21 protein-coding genes are annotated in these 18,674 nt (G+C 66.1%); 9 read left to right on the forward strand and 12 right to left on the reverse strand.

Annotated elements, in window-relative coordinates; all coding sequences use genetic code 11:
• Positions 1–14: 14 nt before the first annotated feature.
• Together JC881_RS16145 and JC881_RS16150 are read right to left on the reverse strand one after the other, a co-directional pair.
• Entirely contained in the window at positions 15–305 is a 291-nt protein-coding gene (locus JC881_RS16145; RefSeq protein WP_198786723.1) for an excalibur calcium-binding domain-containing protein, read from the reverse strand.
• A 142-nt stretch (positions 306–447) separates the two neighbouring features.
• Complete coding sequence (locus tag JC881_RS16150; RefSeq protein WP_198786724.1) at positions 448–1,278, reverse strand: class I SAM-dependent methyltransferase; 831 nt, start codon at positions 1,276–1,278, stop codon at positions 448–450.
• A 261-nt stretch (positions 1,279–1,539) separates the two neighbouring features.
• Between JC881_RS16150 and JC881_RS16155 the strand changes: the two genes are divergently transcribed.
• The 3 genes from JC881_RS16155 (at position 1,540) to JC881_RS16165 (ending at position 3,888) form a co-directional block, all read left to right on the forward strand.
• A complete protein-coding gene (locus tag JC881_RS16155) occupies positions 1,540–2,646 on the forward strand; it encodes an SMP-30/gluconolactonase/LRE family protein (protein ID WP_198786725.1) in 1,107 nt (368 codons plus the stop codon).
• Positions 2,647–2,764: 118 nt separating this feature from the next.
• On the forward strand, positions 2,765–3,181 hold the full coding sequence (locus JC881_RS16160; protein WP_198786726.1) for a nuclear transport factor 2 family protein: 417 nt from the start codon (positions 2,765–2,767) through the stop codon (positions 3,179–3,181).
• 59 nt (positions 3,182–3,240) lie between these two features.
• Positions 3,241–3,888 carry a hypothetical protein gene (locus tag JC881_RS16165; protein ID WP_198786727.1) on the forward strand — a complete coding sequence of 216 codons (648 nt, stop codon included), beginning with the start codon at positions 3,241–3,243 and terminating at the stop codon, positions 3,886–3,888.
• Between the two features lie 32 nt (positions 3,889–3,920).
• Here JC881_RS16165 and map read toward each other — a convergent pair whose 3' ends face one another.
• The 3 genes from map to JC881_RS16180 all read right to left on the reverse strand — a co-directional run bounded on the left by map (position 3,921) and on the right by JC881_RS16180 (position 5,442).
• Positions 3,921–4,715: a type I methionyl aminopeptidase gene (map, locus tag JC881_RS16170; RefSeq protein ID WP_332875250.1), complete on the reverse strand. Its 795-nt coding sequence runs from the start codon at positions 4,713–4,715 to the stop codon at positions 3,921–3,923.
• Positions 4,712–4,969 carry a ParD-like family protein gene (locus JC881_RS16175; RefSeq protein ID WP_198786728.1) on the reverse strand — a complete coding sequence of 86 codons (258 nt, stop codon included), beginning with the start codon at positions 4,967–4,969 and terminating at the stop codon, positions 4,712–4,714. Before JC881_RS16175 ends, map begins: the two co-directional genes overlap by 4 nt.
• 77 nt (positions 4,970–5,046) lie before the next feature.
• The gene (locus JC881_RS16180; protein WP_198786729.1) at positions 5,047–5,442 is read right to left on the reverse strand and encodes a RidA family protein; all 396 of its coding nucleotides are present in this window, start codon (positions 5,440–5,442) and stop codon (positions 5,047–5,049) included.
• Positions 5,443–5,556: 114 nt separating this feature from the next.
• On the opposite strand from JC881_RS16180, the gene JC881_RS16185 reads away from it, so the two are divergent.
• Positions 5,557–6,462 carry a LysR family transcriptional regulator gene (locus JC881_RS16185; RefSeq protein WP_198786730.1) on the forward strand — a complete coding sequence of 302 codons (906 nt, stop codon included), beginning with the start codon at positions 5,557–5,559 and terminating at the stop codon, positions 6,460–6,462.
• A gap of 18 nt (positions 6,463–6,480) precedes the next feature.
• Here JC881_RS16185 and JC881_RS16190 read toward each other — a convergent pair whose 3' ends face one another.
• Entirely contained in the window at positions 6,481–7,224 is a 744-nt protein-coding gene (locus tag JC881_RS16190) for an SDR family oxidoreductase (RefSeq protein ID WP_198786731.1), read from the reverse strand.
• A gap of 101 nt (positions 7,225–7,325) precedes the next feature.
• Here JC881_RS16190 and JC881_RS16195 point away from each other — a divergent pair, with 101 nt between their 5' ends.
• Positions 7,326–8,222, forward strand: a complete 897-nt coding sequence (locus JC881_RS16195; RefSeq protein ID WP_198786732.1) for an AraC family transcriptional regulator — start codon at positions 7,326–7,328, stop codon at positions 8,220–8,222.
• A 27-nt stretch (positions 8,223–8,249) separates the two neighbouring features.
• Here the strand turns inward: JC881_RS16195 and JC881_RS16200 are convergent, their stop codons facing one another.
• Together JC881_RS16200 and JC881_RS16205 are read right to left on the reverse strand one after the other, a co-directional pair.
• Entirely contained in the window at positions 8,250–8,861 is a 612-nt protein-coding gene (locus tag JC881_RS16200) for a DUF4329 domain-containing protein (protein WP_198786733.1), read from the reverse strand.
• Positions 8,862–8,997: 136 nt separating this feature from the next.
• Positions 8,998–9,972: an AraC family transcriptional regulator gene (locus JC881_RS16205; RefSeq protein ID WP_198786734.1), complete on the reverse strand. Its 975-nt coding sequence runs from the start codon at positions 9,970–9,972 to the stop codon at positions 8,998–9,000.
• Between the two features lie 124 nt (positions 9,973–10,096).
• Between JC881_RS16205 and JC881_RS16210 the strand changes: the two genes are divergently transcribed.
• Positions 10,097–10,933: an oxidoreductase gene (locus JC881_RS16210; RefSeq protein WP_198786735.1), complete on the forward strand. Its 837-nt coding sequence runs from the start codon at positions 10,097–10,099 to the stop codon at positions 10,931–10,933.
• A 43-nt stretch (positions 10,934–10,976) separates the two neighbouring features.
• On the opposite strand, the gene JC881_RS16215 is transcribed toward JC881_RS16210, so the two are convergent.
• Entirely contained in the window at positions 10,977–11,873 is an 897-nt protein-coding gene (locus JC881_RS16215) for an SDR family oxidoreductase (RefSeq protein WP_198786736.1), read from the reverse strand.
• 99 nt (positions 11,874–11,972) lie between these two features.
• Here JC881_RS16215 and JC881_RS16220 point away from each other — a divergent pair, with 99 nt between their 5' ends.
• Together JC881_RS16220 and JC881_RS16225 are read left to right on the forward strand one after the other, a co-directional pair.
• Positions 11,973–12,794 carry a helix-turn-helix transcriptional regulator gene (locus JC881_RS16220; protein WP_198786737.1) on the forward strand — a complete coding sequence of 274 codons (822 nt, stop codon included), beginning with the start codon at positions 11,973–11,975 and terminating at the stop codon, positions 12,792–12,794.
• A gap of 31 nt (positions 12,795–12,825) precedes the next feature.
• Complete coding sequence (locus JC881_RS16225; protein WP_198786738.1) at positions 12,826–13,743, forward strand: LysR family transcriptional regulator; 918 nt, start codon at positions 12,826–12,828, stop codon at positions 13,741–13,743.
• 9 nt (positions 13,744–13,752) lie between these two features.
• Here JC881_RS16225 and JC881_RS16230 read toward each other — a convergent pair whose 3' ends face one another.
• Positions 13,753–14,619 (reverse strand): 2-keto-4-pentenoate hydratase, encoded by an 867-nt coding sequence (locus JC881_RS16230; RefSeq protein WP_198786739.1) that lies wholly within the window; start codon positions 14,617–14,619, stop codon positions 13,753–13,755.
• On the reverse strand, positions 14,619–15,830 hold the full coding sequence (locus JC881_RS16235) for an L-dopachrome tautomerase-related protein (RefSeq protein ID WP_198786740.1): 1,212 nt from the start codon (positions 15,828–15,830) through the stop codon (positions 14,619–14,621). The genes JC881_RS16230 and JC881_RS16235 overlap by 1 nt, the downstream gene beginning before the upstream one ends.
• Before the next feature lie 306 nt (positions 15,831–16,136).
• Here JC881_RS16235 and JC881_RS16240 point away from each other — a divergent pair, with 306 nt between their 5' ends.
• Positions 16,137–16,460: a hypothetical protein gene (locus JC881_RS16240; RefSeq protein ID WP_332875251.1), complete on the forward strand. Its 324-nt coding sequence runs from the start codon at positions 16,137–16,139 to the stop codon at positions 16,458–16,460.
• Between the two features lie 72 nt (positions 16,461–16,532).
• Here JC881_RS16240 and JC881_RS16245 read toward each other — a convergent pair whose 3' ends face one another.
• Entirely contained in the window at positions 16,533–18,623 is a 2,091-nt protein-coding gene (locus JC881_RS16245; protein ID WP_233101834.1) for an alpha/beta fold hydrolase, read from the reverse strand.
• Between the last annotated feature and the right edge of the window lie 51 nt (positions 18,624–18,674).

Below are 18,674 nucleotides of genomic sequence, written 5' to 3' on the forward strand. Positions count from 1 at the left end.
GTTGCGCGCAACCTTCAACGGCACCACTGCTGCTCGCAAGGCACACCGTCGTTGTTCCCATCCATCTTCACCCCGGAGCAGTTCTTCAGAAAGTACGTGGCCTCCGCGCAAGAGGTCATCTGCGAACAGTACTTCCGCCCGTCGCAAGAGAAGCTCGCCGTTGAAGGCGCAGCGTTCGGCTTGCTGGAGAAATTGAGCGCCGCCGGCTGCTCGCTCTGCATGGCCGAGAGCCGCTTCGCCTGATAGTGCTCATAGCTTTTCCAGGTGCCGAAAGCCAAAAGCGCAATCACGAGCAGTCGCATCATGTTCGTCTCCTCCGCCTCCGGGCGTGTGCGCGCGAGCTTACTTGAGCCGGTCGAAAGCAACCAGACCTGAAAACGCGACCCGGTGCGGCGGGCTATTACGGTACGGCGGCGCGATCAAGCAGCCATGTTTGAAAACCGCGCCTCAGCCTTTTCCCTTTGCAGCCACACACAGGTCCTGAAAAGAAAGATGCGGCCCCGCTCCCCCTGACCAGGAGCCTGGATACACCTCGAGCGCATCGAACCCAGTCTCCCGGTAGATGCTGCGAAAGACTTGTTCCGGCACCGCAATGGCGTCCTCGACGTTGTGGAGATCGGAGGTCATGAAACCCTCCATCTGGTACCTGAAACCCGGCGCATCGCGCTTCAGGCGGATCGCCTCCAGCGTCGATACGTTCAGCATGAAGCAGGTGTGCAGGCACTTGCCGCCCGGCTTCAGAACCCGCGCCGTTTCACGGATGTAGTTCTCGATCGCGGGCGGCGCGAGGTGGGTCAGCACCGACGTGGAGAACACGATGTCGAAGCTCGCGTCCGGATACGGAAAGCGGAAGGTCTCGACGCTCTGCTTTCCCTCGGGGTTGTAGAAAGCATTGAAGACGTCGGCAGCCTGGAAATTGAAGTTCGCGAAGCTGGGCGTGATGTGGCGGGCACAGTAGTCGATGCCCAGCGGCATGATGTCGAAGCCCTCGTAGCGGCCCTGTTCATTCAGGAACGCCGTCAGAGGCATGGCCATGCGGCCGATGCCGCATCCGACATCGAGAAGCTGAGAGTCTCGCTTGAGGTCGCACAGGTCCAGAAAGTGCGTGAAGAAATGAAGGCCCGTCTCGAAGTAGGAGCCTCCGCCATACGGCGTCGAAAGGTAGTCCGGCGGCGCGATGTTGTTGGCCGTCAGGCACAGCTTGTTGACAGCATGCACGCCCTTCAGGAGATTGATCTTCAACCTCTGCCGAGCGCTCAGCTGCATCCCTTTTTTCATGGTTTTTTGCTCCCGTTAATCGCATAAAAAATCCATGCGCAGGGTAGCGTCGGAGTCCTCCGTGGTTCGGGTGCGAGGCTTCAGTTCCAAGGCCGGAATGTGCGGTTCTGCTCCATAGTCGAATTCCAAACAGAGAGAGGAAAAAACGCGCAGGAACATAGGCGACTGTGGTCCCGTGGTTGTTGAAATGATCAAAATGTTCGTTAACCCATTCGAGCGAAATTCGCCAGAATCGGCCCCTGCAAAACAACGAGAGATCGCATGCTGAAGAAGTCCTTTGCCCTGCTCGGCCTCCTGCTACTCGCAGCCATCGCCTACCTCGCACTCTGGCCCGTCCCCGTCAAGCCCGTCGTCTGGTCCGCGCCCGCCGACCCCGGCTACACCGGCGCCTTCGCGGTGAACGACCAGCTCGCGCACCTCAACATGATCGACCTGGGCCGCGAAGAGGGCCCCGAGCACATCGCCATCGGCCCCGACGGCAAGCTCTACACCACGGTGCTCAGCGGCAACATCCTTCGCATGAACCCCGACGGCAGCGCGCAGGAAGCCTTCGTCAACACGGGCGGCCGCGTGCTGGGTTTCGACTTCGATGCGGCCGGCAATCTCATCGCGGCCGATGCGATCAAGGGGCTGCTGTCGGTGAGCCCGACGAAGCAGATCACCGTGCTCACCCACCAGGTCGACGGCCAGCCGATCCGCTATGCCGATGGCGTGGTGGTGGCGCGCGGCAGCGGCACGATGTATTTCACCGATGCCTCCACGCGCTTCTCGCCGGCCGAGTGGGGCGGCACGTTCGAGGCCAGCGTGCTCGACATCCTGGAGCAGTCCGCCACGGGCCGCGTGCTGGCGTACGACCCGGCCACCAAGACAACGCGCGTGGTCGCGCGCGGCCTCGCGTTCGCGAACGGCATTGCATTGAGCGCCGACGAGAAAAGCCTGTTCGTCGCCGAGACGGGCAAGTACCGCGTCTGGAAGATCAGCACCGATGCGCGCGATCTCGATGCCGCCGCGGGCATCAACCCGCAGGCCGCGGTGCTGCTCGACAACTTGCCGGGCTACCCCGACAACCTCATGCGCGGGCTCGACGGCAAGATCTGGGTGGGCCTGGTGAAGCCGCGCAATCCGACCATCGACAAGCTGGCCGACAAGCCCTTCCTGCGCAGCGTGACGATGCGCCTGCCGCGCGCGCTCTGGCCGGTGCCCAGGGCCTATGGCCACGTGGTGGCGTTCAACGAAGACGGCAAGGTGCTCGCGAGCCTGCAGGATGCGACGGGTGCGTACCCCGAGACGACGGCCGTGACCGAGACGCGGGAGCGGCTCTATGTGCAGAGCCTGCATGCGAAGGGGTTGGGGTGGTTGAAGCGTTAGCGGGGTCATTCCCCGATTGCTCCCCCAGGTAGCCAGGCGCATCATGCGATCCTCGCGCGCGACCGGCCAGGCCGCCGCGCGACGCTTCTCTTCTGCACCCTGGCCGAAGGAGACATGCATGACCGAACAGGAAGCCAACGTGGCGGCGCTGCGCAAGGGCTATGACCTCTGGAACGGTTCCCAGGCCGCGAGCGCGCAGCACTGGATGGACATGATCGACGACGACGTGCGATGGCGCTCGCTGGGCGATGGCGCGGCCGGCGCGGAGTTCACCAGGGAGTGCTGTTCGAAGGACGAAGTGCTGCGCTACTTCGAGCAGATGGGCGCGCAGTGGACCTTGATCAGCTACGACGCCAACGAATTCATCGCCCAGGGCGACCGCGTCGTCATGCTCGGAAGCTGCGAATGGGCGCACCGGCAGACCGGCAAGGCGGTGAAGACGCCGAAGGCGGACGTGGTGCGCTTTCGCGACGGCAAGATCGTCGAGTTCATGGAGTACTACGACACGGCGGCGGTCTCGGCGGCGACGAGGTAGAGGGCGTTGCGGGCAGCGGCTTTGCGACAGAATCGCGGCTTCACGAGAGCCGCATCCCCATGTTCTTTTCTCGCAAACCGAAGCCGCCTCCTTCGAGGCTCATCCAGCTGCACGAATACCTCGATCTGCTGCACGGCGGCACCGAGGCACACGACCCGAGCGACGCCATCAAGCGCAGCGCGGTGGCGCTTGCGGAGAGCCTTCGCGAGCCGCTGCGGCTCGAGGACTGGGCGGCGCCCGAACCGGCGCAGGTCTTTGCCCGGCGCGCCAAGGCGCACGACGCGCTGCTGGTGCATGTGCCGCTGGCGATCAACGATTGTTTCTTCATCGCCATCTTCAGGAACGGTGCATCGAGCGCAGAGGAGCACCTCGTCTTCGACATCGGCGCGGAGTACCAGACGCCGATGCTGGACTGTCCCGATTTCGGCGTGGCGGAGCAGGCGAGCGAAGCCAACATCCGCCACTGGGTTCCGCTGCTGCGCAACGAGGCGTCCGCCTTCGCCGTCATCGAGCTGCGCGGCGGAACGTACATGCAGGTGTACGCCGATGCCAAGGGCTTTCACCTGGAGCACCAACTGGTCACGACGGGGGCGCACTATCACAGCGCCGAACCACTGAGCGCCGATGCGGCCGTGGAGACGCTGGTGTCCTATGCGTGCGGAAAGTACGAGTGGGCGTACAAGCGCTGGGAGTGGCTCGCGCTGTAGGAGGCTGTAAGCGCTGCAGGCGCTGTAGCGCGTCAGACCGGTGCGTAGCTGCCCGTGCCGCCCGGCCAGGCCGTGAGCACCTCGTAGCCCTCGGGCGTGACGGCCACCATGTGTTCCCACTGGGCGGACAGGGACCTGTCCTTGGTCACGACGGTCCATCCGTCGGGCATTTGCCGGGTGTCGCGCTTGCCTGCGTTGAGCATCGGCTCGATGGTGAAGACCATACCCGGCGCCAGCCGCAGGCCCTGTCCGCGCTGCCCGTAGTGCAGCACCTGCGGCTCGTCGTGATAGATGCGGCCGATGCCGTGTCCGCAGTATTCGCGCACCACGCTGAAATGCTCGCGTTGCGCGATCGACTGGATGGCGTGGCCCACATCGCCCAGCGTTGCGCCGGGCCTGACCTGCCGGATGCCGGCCAGCATGGCTTCGTAGGTCGTCTCCACCAGCCGCCGCGCCAGCACGCTGGGCTCGCCCACGAAGAACATGCGGCTGGTGTCGCCGAACCAGCCGTCCTTGATGACGGCGACATCGATGTTGACGATGTCGCCCTTCTTCAAAATCTTGTCGGGCGAGGGAATGCCGTGGCACACCACCTGGTTGACGGAGGTGAGGATGGTCCTCGGGTATCCCTGGTAGCCCACGTTCGCGGGAATGGCGCCCTGCACGTTCACGATGTGGTCGTGGCAGAGCCGGTCGAGCGCGTCGGTGCTCACACCCGGCACGACGTGGGGCTCGATCATGGCGAGCACCTCGGCGGCCAGCTGGGCGGCCCGTCGCGACATCGCGAGTTCTTCCGCGGACTTGATGGGAACGCTGCCGCCGGTCACTGGTGTTTTCCGTTCGGGGACGAGCGCGGCTTGCCGGCGGGGGCGGTGGCGGCCGCGGTGATGTCCAGGCCGCCCGAGAGCTCGGCCTGGATCAGCAGCTGGCAGACTTCGCGGTAGTCCAGCTCCGGGTGCATCTCGGTCAGCATGCCGACCCGCATCCAGTGCTCTGCCTGCGAATTGATGGACCTGCTCAGGGCATTGCCTGCCACGCGCAGGTTCTCATGCATCAGGTCCGAAATCTTGACGATACCCATCGGCGACGACCTCTATATGAAACGTATATGCATTATATACATTGCGTATGGTCTGACGCCGGCCGGGTGGCGCTCCCTCAATCGGTATGCGCCACTGCCTTGATCTCGATCAGCTGGTGCGGGAACGCCAATGCCGTCACACCGATCAGCGTCACCGCCGGCCGATGCGTTCCCATGTAGGCCTTGAACACCGGCACCAGCGCCTCGGTGTGCGCTTGCGGGTCCGTCACGTAGATCACCAGCTCCGCGAGATTCGTCTTGGTCACGCCGAATCCCGCGAGCACGCGGTCGAGGTTGTCCAGCGTCTGGCGGGTCTGCGCGGCGATGTCGCCTTCGCCGACGAACGCGCCCTGCATGTCGTGCGAGAACTGGCCCGAGATGTAGATGGTGCCGTTCACGCTGTACCCTTGGCCGACGCCGAAGGCTTCTTCCCACGGCACGCCGTGGCTGTAGAGGGCGGGTTGTTGTTTCATGAAGATTTCCTTGCAGTCAGTGGATGAAACGACTGTAGTCACGCCATTGGCGAAGCGGTTTCTACACAGACGCGACGAACGTTCCACATCGATTACCGACGATCACCACCACCCATGCTGCGTGCGAACCTGAATGAAATCCTGGTCTTCCTGTCCGTCGTCGACGAAGGCAGCTTCATCGCCGGCGGGCAGGCCATGGGCCTCACGCGCTCGGCGGCCGGCAAGGCCGTGAGCCGGCTGGAAGACCGGCTCGGCGTTCGCCTCTTGAACCGAACGACGCGCACGTTGAGCCTCACCGACGAAGGCCGGGTGTTCCATGAGCGCGGCCTGCAGATCCTCTCTGCCGTCGATGAGGCCGAGGCAAGCGTGGCGGGCCGCAGCGGCACGCCGCGCGGCGTGCTGCGCCTCACCGTGCCCGATGCGTTCGGCCGGCTCGTGGTGCTGCCGCTGCTGCAGAAATACCTGGCAGCCTGGCCCGATCTGCAGGCCGAGGTGAGCTTCACCGATCGCGTGGCCGACATCGTCGAAGACGGCTTCGACCTCGCCGTGCGCATCGGCGCGCAGGAAGCCAGCGCCGACACGGGGCTCGTCTCCCGCGTGGTCGCCAAGTACAAGGCCTTGCTGTGCGCTTCGCCCGCCTACATCGCCGGGCGCGGCGCGCCGCAGGACATCGATGCGCTCGCGGCGCACGACTGCCTGTTCTTCAGCAGCCGCAACCAGAAGCAGAGCTGGCGCCTGCGCAGCGGCGACGGCGGCGCGTGGGTCAAGGCCCCGGGCCGCAGCCGCCTGCGGCTGGACAGCGCAGAGGCTCTGCGCGACGCAGCCGTCGCGGGGATGGGCATCGCGTTGCTTCCGGACTTCCTGGTGGCGGACGACCTCGCCGCGGGCCGGCTGCAGCAGGTGCTGCCCGGCATCGACGCGGGGGAGGTGAAGATCCTTGCGCTCTATCCGACGCGGCGCCTGCTGGAGCCGCGCGTCAGGCGCTTCATCGACCTGATGGTCGAGGAACTCGGGGACTGAGCCCATTCGCCAGGACGCTCATGCTTGCGCGGAGAGCGCCATCGCATCGGCCCCTGCCGGATACCGCAGCCTGGCGCTCGCATCGTTTGCCGCCTGCCATACGGCCTCGGCCACATCCGCTTCGGTAGTCACCGCGCTCGGGTTCCCCAGCGTCGCGAAGATCGACTGCGCCAGGGGCGCATACGCCTCGGGAATCAGCCCCTGCATGCGCTCGGCGCCATTGGCGGTGAAGCGCGTGCCCGGCCCATAGCCCGGCTCCACGAGCTTCACGCGAACGCCGAAAGGTTCGAGCTCGAACGCGAGCGATTCGGTGAAGCCTTCGATCGCCGTCTTGCTCGCGGTGTACGCCGCCACGAGCGGCATGGGCGCCAGCGTGACGGTCGAGGTCACATTGATGACCAGCCCCGATCTGCGGAGCCGGAACTGCGGCAGCACCGCCTGCGTCATCGCCATCATGCCGAAGGTGTTCGTCTCGAAGATCTCGCGCACGGTGGCCATCGGCGTCGCCTCGAATGCGCCGAAGAGACCCAGGCCCGCGTTGTTCACGAGCACGTCGATGGGGCCGGCGGCTTCGAGCGCGGCGGCGATGCTCTCGGGCTTCGTCACGTCCAGCGGCAGCACGCGCAGGCGCTCCGAGCGGGGCAGGAGTTCGGCACGCGGCGTGCGCATGGTCGCGACGACGTGCCAGCCCTGCGCATGAAAGTGGCGCGCGGTTTCGAGGCCGTAGCCGGAGGAGCAGCCGGTGATCAGGACGGTCTTCATTGGGATTTCCTTGGTGAGTGAATGGAAGATGCGTCACGATATCGGCGACGGGCAGGACTTCCTATAATCATCAGTCCATCATTTGTTTGCAGGAGTCCGGCATGACCGATCCACTCGCCGAGGTCGTCTCGCTGCTTCGGCCGCGCGCGGTGTACTCGAAGGTCATCAGCGGCGCCGGTGCGTGGGCCGTGCGTTACTCGGCTTTCGGCGAGCCGAGCTTCTGCACGATGCTCGAAGGCGAATGCGTTCTTGCAGTCGATGGGCAACAACCCATCACGCTCTCGGCCGGCGACTTCGTGCTCATGCCGTTCACGCCCGGGTTCACGATGTCGGGGCTCGAGCCCGCGGCACCGGTCTTCGTGGACCCCAGGCTCGCACCCGCGCCGGTCGATGACATCCGCCACGGCCGGCGCGAAGGCCCGGCGGACGTGCGCATGCTCGGCGGCTACTTCGCCTTCGATTCGCCGGACGCCTCGTTGCTGGCATCGCTGCTGCCGACGCTGCTGCATGTGCGCGATGTGGGGCGGCTGTCGGTGCTCGTGCAACTCGTGAGGGAAGAGTCGCTCGACGCGAAATCGGGACGCGACCTGGTGCTCGAACGGCTGGTCGAATTGCTGCTGATCGAAGCGCTGCGCTCCACACCCGGCGAAGGCGCGCCGCCGGGGCTGCTGCGCGGGCTGGCGGACGCGCGGGTGTCGATTGCGCTACGCCACCTGCACGGCGACCCCGCGCAACCGTGGACGGTGGCCGAGCTCGCGAAGAAGGCGGCGCTGTCGCGCTCGGCGTTTTTCGAGCGCTTCTCGCGCGCCGTCGGGCTGCCGCCAATGGAGTACCTGCTGGCCTGGCGCATGGCCGTGGCGAAGGACCTGCTTGTGCGCAACGACTTCGGCATTGCGGAAGTCGCGGAACGCGTGGGCTACGGCTCGGCCAGCACGTTCAGCACAGCGTTCAGCCGGCATGTGGGGCAATCGCCGGGGCGGTATGCGCGGCAGCACTAGCCGCCCGCGTGGTATTCGAGGTGAACCTTACCGCAGCGGCGCCATCGTCGGCCCCTTGCGGTCGGGCACGCGAGGCTTTGGCTTGACCACGGCTTTCTCCGGTGCGGACGGCGAGAAGAATTCGTACTTCAGGTCCAGCTTGCGCTTGATCTTCTTCCAGTCCGGCACCGGCCCCGTGTCGGCGTTGCGCAGGCACTGGCCGGCGATGTAGGTCTTCTGCGTCGCGCGCTCGAATTTCAGGAAGAGGCCCGAGACGCTGCCGATGTAGGCGTCGACTTCCGCGCCGTTCGCCACGCCGATGTCTTCGTCCGAAAAGACATCGGGCTGCATCGCCATGCCGGCGCCCACGACGTTGGGATGCGTGTGGAAGTAAGCCACCGCCACCGCTTCGGCCCCGACCGGCATGCAGCCCTTGTTGCGCAGCCGAAGCCCGGGGCTCACGCTGTTGCGCTCGCCCACGAAGTACGGCGCGACATGGAACTTGTCGTTGAACTTGCAGATGACGCCGCCGAACTCGTTGCGGGTGCCGATCGATTGCACCAGCAATGCCTGCAGTGCGGCGCGTGCAGCCTCCTCGGGGGTGTCGAAGGGCTGGTCGGGTTCGGGGAAGGGCGGCGGGGTGAAGATGGTGGTGGCCATCCTTCGAGTCTGCCGGGGGCGAGGGCGGTTTGCCATCCGCCGGAGTGGATATGACGGGCGGCCGAAGTGTCGGGGCGGCATGGCGGGGAGCTTGGGGTCGCCCATGCGGGAGAGCCTCCGCAAGACATCGCGACGATCAGTGCGATGTCACCCACACCTGCTTGCCCGGCAGAGGCGGCATGGCGAAGCTCGACTTCAGGCGGGCGATCTCCTCGCTCGGGCTGAGCCCGAAGAAGCGCTTGAACTCGCGACTGAACTGCGATGCGCTTTCATATCCCACCTCGATGCTCGCGGCGGACACCGTCTTCTCGTTTCGCAGCATCAGCAGGCGCGCCTGGTGAAGGCGTACCGACTTGAGGTACTGCATGGGAGAGCTCTGGGTGATGGTGCGGAAGTGGGCGTGAAACGTGGGGATGCTCATGCCCGCCTCACGTGCCAGGCGGTCGACGGTGAGGCGATCGCTGAACGTGGTGTGGATGCGCCGCACCGCCTTGGCGATCTTTCCGAACTGGCCCCGGCCGGCGAGCGCCGCGCGCATCGATGCACCTTGCTCGCCGATGAGCACGCGAAAGTAGATCTCGCGCACGATCGCCGGCCCGAGCAACGCAGCTTCCACCGGTGAACCCATCGCCTCGAGAAACCGGAGGACGGTCTGCGCCAACGCGTCGTCCATCGGTGTCGAGAACATGCCGGCCGGTGCGCTGGGCGGACTCTCGATGAGTTCATCGACCTGCAACGCAAGACCGGCGAGGACGGTGAGATCGAGGCTGAAGTAGATCGCGAGCAAGGGCTCGTCGGCGCTCGCATCGGTTTCCATGGTGAAGGGCACCGGCACGGACACCGCGAGGTAGTGCTGCGCGTCGTAGAGGTAGACCTCGTTCGCCCAGAGTCCGCGCTTGCGGCCCTGGCAGACCACGACGATCCCGGGTTCGTAGAGCACGGGGGTCGACGCCAACGGGCGATCGGAGCGAAGAAAGCGCACGTCCGGCAGCGCCGTCAGTGTGTAGCCTTCTTGCGGCGCGAGCCGCTTCAGGAGCGCGACCATGCGGGCCTGCCGCGCCTTGCGGGCGCCGGCTGCGAGATCGGGAGGCGATGCGCGCAATTTCTTCATTCATCGCACTGTGCATCAATACGGGCCGAAGAGGAGCGGAAACCGGGTGCCGCTCATAGGAATAGGCAAACCAAACATCGCATCGGGACTGGCTCGCGGCGCCTTCGATTCCGAGAATCGATGCATGAAAAACACCAGGACATTCTTCATCACAGGCGTCAGCAGCGGCTTCGGTCGCGCCATCGCCAACGCCGCACTGCACGCGGGCCATCGCGTCGTCGGGACCGTGCGAAGCGAGCAGGCTGCGGCGGAATTCAAAACGCAAGCGGGCCCAGAGGCGCATGTGAAGCTGCTCGACGTGACGCAGTTCGACGCCGTCGCACCACTCGCTGCTGCCGTCGAAGCCGAGCACGGGCCGGTGGACGTCGTGATCAACAACGCGGGGTATGGCCATGAGGGCATCCTCGAAGAATCGTCGCTCGACGAAATGCGCCGCCAGTTCGATGTCAACGTCTTTGGCGCGGTCGCGGTCATGAAGGCGTTCCTGCCGTTCATGCGCCAGCGCCGGCGCGGCCACATCGTCAACATCACCTCGATGGGGGGCTACATCACGATGCCCGGCATCAGCTACTACTGCGGCAGCAAGTTCGCCCTGGAAGGGATCTCCGAGACGCTGGCCCAGGAAGTGAAGGGCCTCGGCATCGCGGTCACGGCGGTGGCCCCGGGATCGTTCAGGACAGACTGGGCGGGTCGCTCGATGGTTCGCAGCGCCCGTTCCATCCATGACTACGACAGCCTGTTCGATCCGATCCGGCAATCGCGCGTGGACAAGAGCGGCAAGCAGCTGGGCGACCCGGACAAGGCCGCGGCCGCGATCCTCGCTTTAGTGGACATGCCGCAGCCTCCGCAGCACCTGCTGCTCGGCAGCGACGCGCTCGGGCTGGTCCGCGCCAAGCTGGACGCCATGCAGGCGAGCCTGACGCGCCACGAGGCGCTGACGCGATCGACCGACATCGCTTGATGGGCGCGTCCATCGGCCTCGATCGATCGACGCGCAACGGCAACTAGCGCACGGCGCCGTAGTCGGCTCGACCGAGGTCCGCCAACAGACCCGGACCGGTGGGTGTCCACCCCATGCGGTCGCGGGTCAGCCTGGAAGAGGCGGGCATGTCCAGCTCGGCGAACATGGCCAGCCACCCGAAATGCGCGGCTGCTTCGTCCCGGGTCACTGACGTTGCGGGAATGCCCAGGCCGCGCGCGATGACCTCGGCGAAGTCGCGCATGCGGACGCCTTCTTCGGCAACCGCATGCCAGCAGGCCCCGGGGGCGTGCTGCTCCAGTGCCAGGCGATAGAGCAGCGCGACATCCTCGACATGCGCGGCGGGCCAGCGGCCCAGACCCTCTCCCACATAGGCGAAAGCGCCCTTTGCCCTGGCCAGTTCGATCAGGGGCGAGATCAGGCCCTGCTTGACGGTGTCGTGCACCTGCGGCAAGCGGACGACGGCGACCGATACCTTCCTGGCCCGCAGCTCGGCACCGGCGATCTCCGAGGCCACGCGAGGGTTCGGATTGTCGAGATTCGCCACGTCCTCGACCGCGACGGTGCCCGGCCCTGCGCTGCCCATGCCGGTGCCGGAGGTGATGATGAAAGGCTTGTCGCTGCCCGCGAGCGCCTCGCCCATGGCATGGATGACGCGGCTGTCTTTTTGCGTGTTCTCCACGAACTTCGAGAAGTCGTGGTCGAACGCGGTGTGGATGACCGCATCCGCCGCGGCCGCGCCTGCCGCGAGACTTTGCGGATCTTCTAGCGTGCCGCGATGCACCTGGGCTCCTGCTTCGGTCAGCCAGCGGGCGCCCGCGTCCGAGCGGCAAAGGCCCAGCACCTGATGCCCGTTCTGCAGCAGTTGACGCGTGACACGGGAGCCGATGAAACCGGTCGCGCCGGTAAGAAAAACACGCATGTCGAGCTCTCTCTTTGGGGTTGGTGGCCCATTGAAGCGTGACGAACTAGACTGGTAAAGACGTTAGATCATCCTGTTATAGGAACTACCACCTTCCCGATGGCCACCGACTTCGCGCTGCTCGGCAGCTACCTTCGCAGCCGGCGCACCCGCCTGGACCCGGCCGCCTTCGGCATCTCCGCCGCGCGTCGCCGCACGCCGGGCCTGCGGCGCGAGGAGGTCGCGCAGCGCGCGAGCATCAGCCCGACCTGGTACACGTGGCTGGAGCAGGGGCGCGGCGGCGCGCCTTCTGCGGGCGTGCTCAACCGGCTGGCGGAAAGCCTCTTGCTGACCGAACTCGAACGCCAGCATCTGTTCATGCTGGCGCTGGGCAGGCCGCCCGAGGTTCGCTATCGCCCGGTCGAGGGCATCACCTCGCGCCTGCAGCGGGTGCTGGACGCGTTCCCCCTCAGCGCAGCCATCGTCAAGACCATGACCTGGGACGTGGTCGCATGGAACCGCGTCGCCGCGGCGCTGCTCACCGACTACGGCAAGCTCGCGCCGGAGAAGCGGAACATCCTTCGTCTTCTCTTTTCCTCGCCTCAGGTGCAGCAGGCGCAGGAAGACTGGGCCAAGGTGGCGCGCGTGGTCGTGGGTGCGTTCCGCGCGGACGTCACCCGGTCGGGCTCGAACGAGGAGGTGTCCCGGCTCGTTGCCGAACTGTCCGAGGAGAGCGCCGAATTCAAGTCCCTGTGGGCCGACAACGAAGTCGTGGCAATGAGCGAAGGTGCCAAGCGCCTGCACCATCCGGTCGCCGGCACCGTGAACCTCGAGTTCTCCACCTTCGCGGTGGAAGGGCGGCCTGAACTGGGCATGGTGGTTTTCAATCCGGCTTCGCCGGAAGATGCGCTGCGTGTCCAGGGCCTGCTTGCGGGTTCGTGAGGGCGACGCGCCACGAAGGATGAACAGGCCGATGAAAATCCAGAACATCGAAGATCTGCGCCTCCTGGTCGAGGCCGCGCGCACCGGGTCCCTCACGGCCGCAGCCCAGGTGCTGAAGATGACGCCTGCAACTGCCAGCAGCATGCTCAAGCGACTCGAAGGCCAGTTGGGGGTGCGGCTCTTCGAGCGGTCCACGCGCTCCATCCGGCTGACGAGCCAGGGCCAGAACCTGTTGGGCTACGCCAGCCGCGCGTTGGCGCTGATCGACGAAGGCGAGGCGCAGGTGCTGTCGGAAAGCTTCACGTTGTCGGGGACGATTCGCGTCGCGGCGCCGTCGGACCTGGCTCGCAGCGTATTGCTGCCATGGTTCGACGCGTTTCTCGCGGCCAATCCGGCCTTGCGCCTGGGGCTGTCGGTGAGCGACAGGGTGCACGATGTGCTGCGCGACCCCGTGGACGTTGCCTTGCGCTACGGCGTGGCGACCGACCCCAACGCCGTCGTGCGAGGCCTTGCCATGACGCGCCGCGTGCTGTGCGCGTCGCCGCGTTATCTCGCGCGTTTCGGCACGCCTCAGTCACCTGAGGATCTGCATCGACACAACTGCCTGGTCTTCGAGCTGCGCAGCACGCGTTATGTCGACTGGCGTTTCGAGCGGGATGGCGAATGGGCCAACGTGAAGGTGGCCGGCGATCGCGAAGTGGACGACGCCTCCATTGCTCACCAGTGGGCGCTGGCGGGCGAGGGCATTCTCTACAAGTCGGAGCTGGATCTGATTCACGATCTGGCATCAGGGCAACTGGTGCGCCTGCTGCCTCAGTGGCGCGGCGAGCACTACCCGTTGAACGCGGTGTTTGCCAGCAACCGCTTCATGCCGCTGCGTGTGAGGAGCCTGGTCGATTTCATCGCGGCGCGCCTGGCGGAAGTTCCGATGCTGAAAACCTCTGCCTGAGCCGGTGCGCTATTTGAAGTTCACATCGACAGAAACCGCGCCTGGCAATCCTTCATAGGTCGCGGTGATGCGCGACCCCGAACGGGGTGGCAACAAAGGTGAAAAGGAACCGAGGCTGATGAGATCGCCCGGCTTCAGCTTCACCCCCTCGGACGCCAGTGCGCCTGCGAGCCAGACGACCGCCTGGAGCGGATGGCCCAGCAGATCGCTGCCGCGGCCTTCAGCGAGCGCCGTTCCTTTGTCGTCGGTCACCCGGATCTTCATGTCGCGCAGCGCGTCCAGCATCGCGTGGGCGTCGGCGGGCGACGCCGGCACCCCGATCGGCTGGCCCGCCACGCCGAGCCGGGCGGCCACGTTGATGGCGGCCAGTCCCGCGCCGTCCAGCCGCTGGGGGGTCTGCACCATGAGATCGGGCAGTTCCAGGAACGGGATCACCTGATCGATCGCGTCGAGCACTTCCTGCGGCGTTCGCGCGGTGTTGATTGCGTCGCTGCGTACGCGTACCAGCATGTCGGCTTCGAACAGCGGCCGTGCGCCGAACGCGGCATCTACCGTCGCCCCGTTCGCCAGCACCATGCCCTCATAGAGACGACCCCATACCGGCTTGTCGGTGTTGAAGCGCTTTTGCACGGCCGCGTTGGTCAATCCGGCCTTGTAGCCGATCACCGGGCCAAGCCGCGAGACGAGAAGCGCGTGGAGCTTCGCGCGGCTGCACGCGGCATCCGCATCGCTCAGCCCCTCGGGCGCAGCGGCCGGGGTTCGGGCGATGTACTTCTCGGCGAAGTCGGCAACAGCCGCATCGTCGAGGCAGGCCGCATGGGCTCCGACGCACCCGCAGGCGGCCAGGCAGAGGAGAAGGTGTCGCCGCATCATCATCAGAAGCCCGGCTGGCCGGCAGCGAGCGGCTTGAAGCGGTAGACCCGATAGGGCGCCTTGTTCCTGGCAACGCCGTCGGCTTGCAAGGCGCTCGTCAATGTCAGCTGCGCCGCGCCGGTGTACATGTGGCCGTCGCTGTTGTAGGTCACCCCATCGGGCCACACCATGTCGGGATCGGCGACGAAGCGCCGGTACTTGCGGGTGTCCGGCGGGATGATGCCGATGGCGCGTTCGCCGACCTCGGTGAGGTAGAGGTTGTCGTCGCGGTCGATCGACAGGCCGCCGTTGAACGGCTTGTCGGCGTAGACCTGGACCTTGGTGCCAAGCTGTGCTGCGTCGAGCTTGCGATCGAGCAAATCGCTCATGCGGATGCGGTACATCCTGTAGCCCGACAACGGCGCGAAATAGAGCCATTCGCTCCGGCGATCCAACGCAATGCCGTCCACGCCGACATGAAGCGCGAAGGTCCCGGCGGTCGGCGTGCCCTGGTCCCAGCGGATGGGATCCTTGACGGGCTGGACGCTCGCGTGCCCTTGCAGGAGGCGGCGACTCTTGCCGGTCGCAAGATCGACGACCACCAGCGCCGCCTTGTCGCCCATGCCCTTGGAATCTTCGCCGATCGCCTCGTCTGCAATAACGATCACGTTGTGCTTTGCGTCCACCACGAAGTCGTTGTGCTGCGACTCGGTCACGGTGGCCTCGCCGCCGATTCGTATGACGCGCTCCAGCTTGTTGCGACGGGTGTTCCACCCCACCAGCTTGGGCACCAGGCCCGCGGGCCGCCCGGCCGCCTTGTCGACCGACTTGGCCGAGTCCAGCATCCAGAGGATTCCCTTGCTGTCCGTGTGCAGGCCGAGCACCCAGTCCAGGCAGTGGTCGAATTCCTTCTTCCAGGTGCCGTCGGCGTTCTTGCAACTCTGCCAATCGACGCTGGGATAAGGGGTCGTGGACTTGCGGTCCTCGTTCAGGAGCGCGACCTGCACGGCCGGCGAGTAGAAGGGGTGGTACCCGATCACGATCCTGCCGTTCCCCAATTGGGTGATGCCGCCGACACCGGCCGCATCGAGTTCTGCATAGAGCTCCGGCTTCGCCGCGAGGGCGTCGCTCGCATTGGCTTCGGCGAGCGCCGAAGACGGCGCGACGGCGGTGGCGAAGATGCAGGCAAAGCCTGCCAGGACAGCGCGCATGCGGCTGCGGGAAATCGTGTTCACTGTTCAGTCTCCTGTCGTTTGGGGCTACCCGGAGTCCGTCGTGTCGCGGACTCTCGGCGAGTCAGTGTCATGGCGGAGCAGGGGCATGAAAAGCCGCGAAACGGCGAAACACTTTCAACGGATTTCAGGGAATCCGGCGAAGACTGGCTATCGGCCTGCGAAGCGGCGCAGGTGCGCGCTCGCGCTCACGGTCACGGTCACGTTGGACAAGGCGAGGGGTCGATGCGACCCCGTCAAGGGACAAACGCTTTCTTGTCGCTCAGACCTGCGTGACCGCGTTCGAGATCGGGTTCATGGATGGTGGCCGTGACTTCGTTCACGAAGCGCGCTCGTATTCGCTTCAAAGCGAAACCCTGGCACGGGTCGGAGCGTAGGCGCTTCATGCCACTTTATTTCTTGATGAGGCTCCAGCACGTTCAGCTGCCGTTGCGTGTCGACGCGCCCGAAGAGGTCAGGCTTGTGTCGGTGCTCAAGGCAACCGGCTTGATCGAGGCGAAGATTCACGCTCTCGCGTCGACAGGGCCCTATATCCCGTCGCAGTCCGCGACGGTGACGTGCATCACCGAAGAAGGCATGGCCGAACTCGACAGCTGGATCGGCGAGTTCGGGTCAAGGCGTCGCCGGGCGTGAATGCCGAACGGCGCGCGGCCGGCCCGAAGGCCTGCCGCCTCCGAGCCGGCCGCCTCCGAGCCGGCCGCATCGTCAGCGCGTGTTGACGACGCCCAGTTCCTTGGGCGACGGCACCGCTGCGAGCTTGCTGCCGGTGCGGGCGAACACCCAGTCCACCAGCGTGTTGGCGACCAGGCTCACACCCGGCTGGCCGGGCGCCGCTGCACCCGGCGTGCCGGCGAGCGAATCGTCGGCCGAGACGAAATCGGTGTGCTTGTAGTACTGCGACGAGACCACGGGATCCACGCGCGACCTGGCTGCCGCTTCCGCGGACTGCACCGTGCCTGCCGATCCGATGTTGGTGTAGTCGGTCACCAGCGGAAAGACGGACGGATTGGTCGGCGACGCCGGGCCCTGGTGGGCGTAGTACAGCGGCACGTTGACGACGCTCTTGTCCACGTCGATATGGATGCCCTTGTGGTCGAAGACGAAGGTCGGGCCCGCGCCCACGAACGACATCTCCGCCTCATAGCGCTCCGAGGGATACCAGTTGGCCGTGACGATTTCGCGGGCATCGACGGTCCGCTGGCCGCTGGTGCGGAAGTTGTACGCGATCGGTTGGATGTTGGTCCGGTTGGTGGTCCACGAATAGCCGCGAAGGAACTGGCTGGCCTTGCCGACACCGACCTTGGTCGCGGCCGGGATCGACGAGCCGCCGCCCGCCTCGATCCAGCCGTACACCTTGGTCGCGTCGATCTGGCTGATGCGCGGCACGCACTTGCCCGAGGGCAGGATGTCGCAATCAGCCTCGGTGCCGGCGACCGGCCTGAAGTCGAGCAGCCCCAGGCTTTCGCCCAGGCTCACGATCAGGGAGTCCTGCAGATTGACGGCCAGCGGCGCGGGTGGCGTCGTGGGGGCCGTGGTCGGGCTGGTGTCGAAGCCCATGCCGGCGCGCGCGACCTGGCTCAGCCGGATCGCGCCGAGAAAGGCGTTGCCGGTGTCCGCGGCGGTACCGGGGAAGGCGGTCGTGGTGAGCATGCCCGCCTGGCGCGGCGGAAACAGCGATTCCGCCTTCTGGTCTTCGGTCGTGTAGCGCAGGCTCGCCATCTCGCGCGCGCCGACCGCCGGCCCCGATGCCGAATTGGCGCCCGTGGCATCGGTGTAGACCGCGCGCGCGCCGCTGCGCAGGTCGTCGATCGCGGTCTTCAGCGTCGCGACCTGCGTGGGCGTGGGCGAGGTGAGGGTCCCGTAGCCGCCGCCGTCCAGCATCACGATGCCGGCCAGGTTCTGCTGGCCGCGCAGGCCATCGGTGCCCAGGCGGCCTGCAAAGACGCTGGTGAAACTGCCGCCCTGCGAATGGCCCGCGAGGAAGACGTTCTTGCTGCCCGACTCCTGCTTGACGAGCGCGATCATTTTTTCGACGTCGCGCGCATAGGTCTCGAAACCCCAGTCCGCCATGAAACTCAGGTCGCTCTGCAACAGCGGACGCCAGGTGGAGTCCACGGCACCGACCAGGGTCTTGGGCGATGCGACGGGGAACTTGCCTTGCCCGTCCAGCGTGGTCCGCCCATCGGAACCCATGACGGACTTTCCGAAGTAGTAGCTGACGGCGGCTGAAGGATTCCTGTCGACCAGCGCGTTGCGGGCGCCCAGCGTATCGGCCAGGTGCGCGCCGCGGCGCTGCACGATCCACACCTCCAGCCGGCAATCGACGAGGGCGGTGCCGTTCACGCAACCGCCTTTCTTTTCATTGGCCTTCTGCACCAGCTGCGCGGCCAGGTACATCCAGTGGCCCGGCGTGCTGGAGAAGCCGGGCATGACCACCATCACCGCATTGGCGGCCCGCGGCGTCTCGCCGTCCAGGGCCGAACGCACGCGCAGGAAGGTGGCGGCATTGAACTCCTTGGGGGTCTGCAGCACGCTCGGATCGGTGGGCTGCGCGCCGCCTTCGATCTGCACGTATTCGCCCACCACATCCGGATAGTCGGGCATGCGCGCCTTGGCGAGCGGATCGACGGCCGGTGGATTGGTGACGGGAGGCGGGGAGCCGCTCCCCGCGGGTGGCAGCACGATCACGGGGAATTGCGTGCCCCCTCCGCCGCCGCCGCCGCCGCAGGCCGCGAGTGCGATGGCCACCAGCGCAGCTGCGCCGCTCAGGCGCATCGGCCTTCTTGTCGAATTCATCATCTTGTCTCCGTAGCTGTTTTTATGAGACCGGGACGCCGCGCCTCATGA

It is taken from the genome of Variovorax sp. IB41 (genome assembly GCF_016405905.1).
Taxonomy (GTDB): Bacteria; Pseudomonadota; Gammaproteobacteria; order Burkholderiales; family Burkholderiaceae_C; genus Variovorax.

Bases quoted from the DNA above. Each gene is read 5' to 3' on its own strand.
- JC881_RS16145 (WP_198786723.1), bottom strand. From the start codon at position 305: ATGATGCGACTGCTCGTGATTGCGCTTTTGGCTTTCGGCACCTGGAAA.
- JC881_RS16210 (WP_198786735.1), top strand. From the start codon at position 10,097: ATGAAAAACACCAGGACATTCTTCATCACAGGCGTCAGCAGCGGCTTC.
- JC881_RS16185 (WP_198786730.1), top strand. From the start codon at position 5,557: ATGCTGCGTGCGAACCTGAATGAAATCCTGGTCTTCCTGTCCGTCGTC.
- JC881_RS16230 (WP_198786739.1), bottom strand. From the start codon at position 14,619: ATGATGATGCGGCGACACCTTCTCCTCTGCCTGGCCGCCTGCGGGTGC.
- JC881_RS16225 (WP_198786738.1), top strand. From the start codon at position 12,826: ATGAAAATCCAGAACATCGAAGATCTGCGCCTCCTGGTCGAGGCCGCG.
- JC881_RS16165 (WP_198786727.1), top strand. From the start codon at position 3,241: ATGTTCTTTTCTCGCAAACCGAAGCCGCCTCCTTCGAGGCTCATCCAG.
- JC881_RS16205 (WP_198786734.1), bottom strand. From the start codon at position 9,972: ATGAAGAAATTGCGCGCATCGCCTCCCGATCTCGCAGCCGGCGCCCGC.
- JC881_RS16155 (WP_198786725.1), top strand. From the start codon at position 1,540: ATGCTGAAGAAGTCCTTTGCCCTGCTCGGCCTCCTGCTACTCGCAGCC.
- JC881_RS16190 (WP_198786731.1), bottom strand. From the start codon at position 7,224: ATGAAGACCGTCCTGATCACCGGCTGCTCCTCCGGCTACGGCCTCGAA.
- JC881_RS16220 (WP_198786737.1), top strand. From the start codon at position 11,973: ATGGCCACCGACTTCGCGCTGCTCGGCAGCTACCTTCGCAGCCGGCGC.
- JC881_RS16180 (WP_198786729.1), bottom strand. From the start codon at position 5,442: ATGAAACAACAACCCGCCCTCTACAGCCACGGCGTGCCGTGGGAAGAA.
- JC881_RS16215 (WP_198786736.1), bottom strand. From the start codon at position 11,873: ATGCGTGTTTTTCTTACCGGCGCGACCGGTTTCATCGGCTCCCGTGTC.
- JC881_RS16150 (WP_198786724.1), bottom strand. From the start codon at position 1,278: ATGAAAAAAGGGATGCAGCTGAGCGCTCGGCAGAGGTTGAAGATCAAT.
- JC881_RS16200 (WP_198786733.1), bottom strand. From the start codon at position 8,861: ATGGCCACCACCATCTTCACCCCGCCGCCCTTCCCCGAACCCGACCAG.
- JC881_RS16195 (WP_198786732.1), top strand. From the start codon at position 7,326: ATGACCGATCCACTCGCCGAGGTCGTCTCGCTGCTTCGGCCGCGCGCG.
- JC881_RS16160 (WP_198786726.1), top strand. From the start codon at position 2,765: ATGACCGAACAGGAAGCCAACGTGGCGGCGCTGCGCAAGGGCTATGAC.
- JC881_RS16245 (WP_233101834.1), bottom strand. From the start codon at position 18,623: ATGAATTCGACAAGAAGGCCGATGCGCCTGAGCGGCGCAGCTGCGCTG.
- JC881_RS16175 (WP_198786728.1), bottom strand. From the start codon at position 4,969: ATGGGTATCGTCAAGATTTCGGACCTGATGCATGAGAACCTGCGCGTG.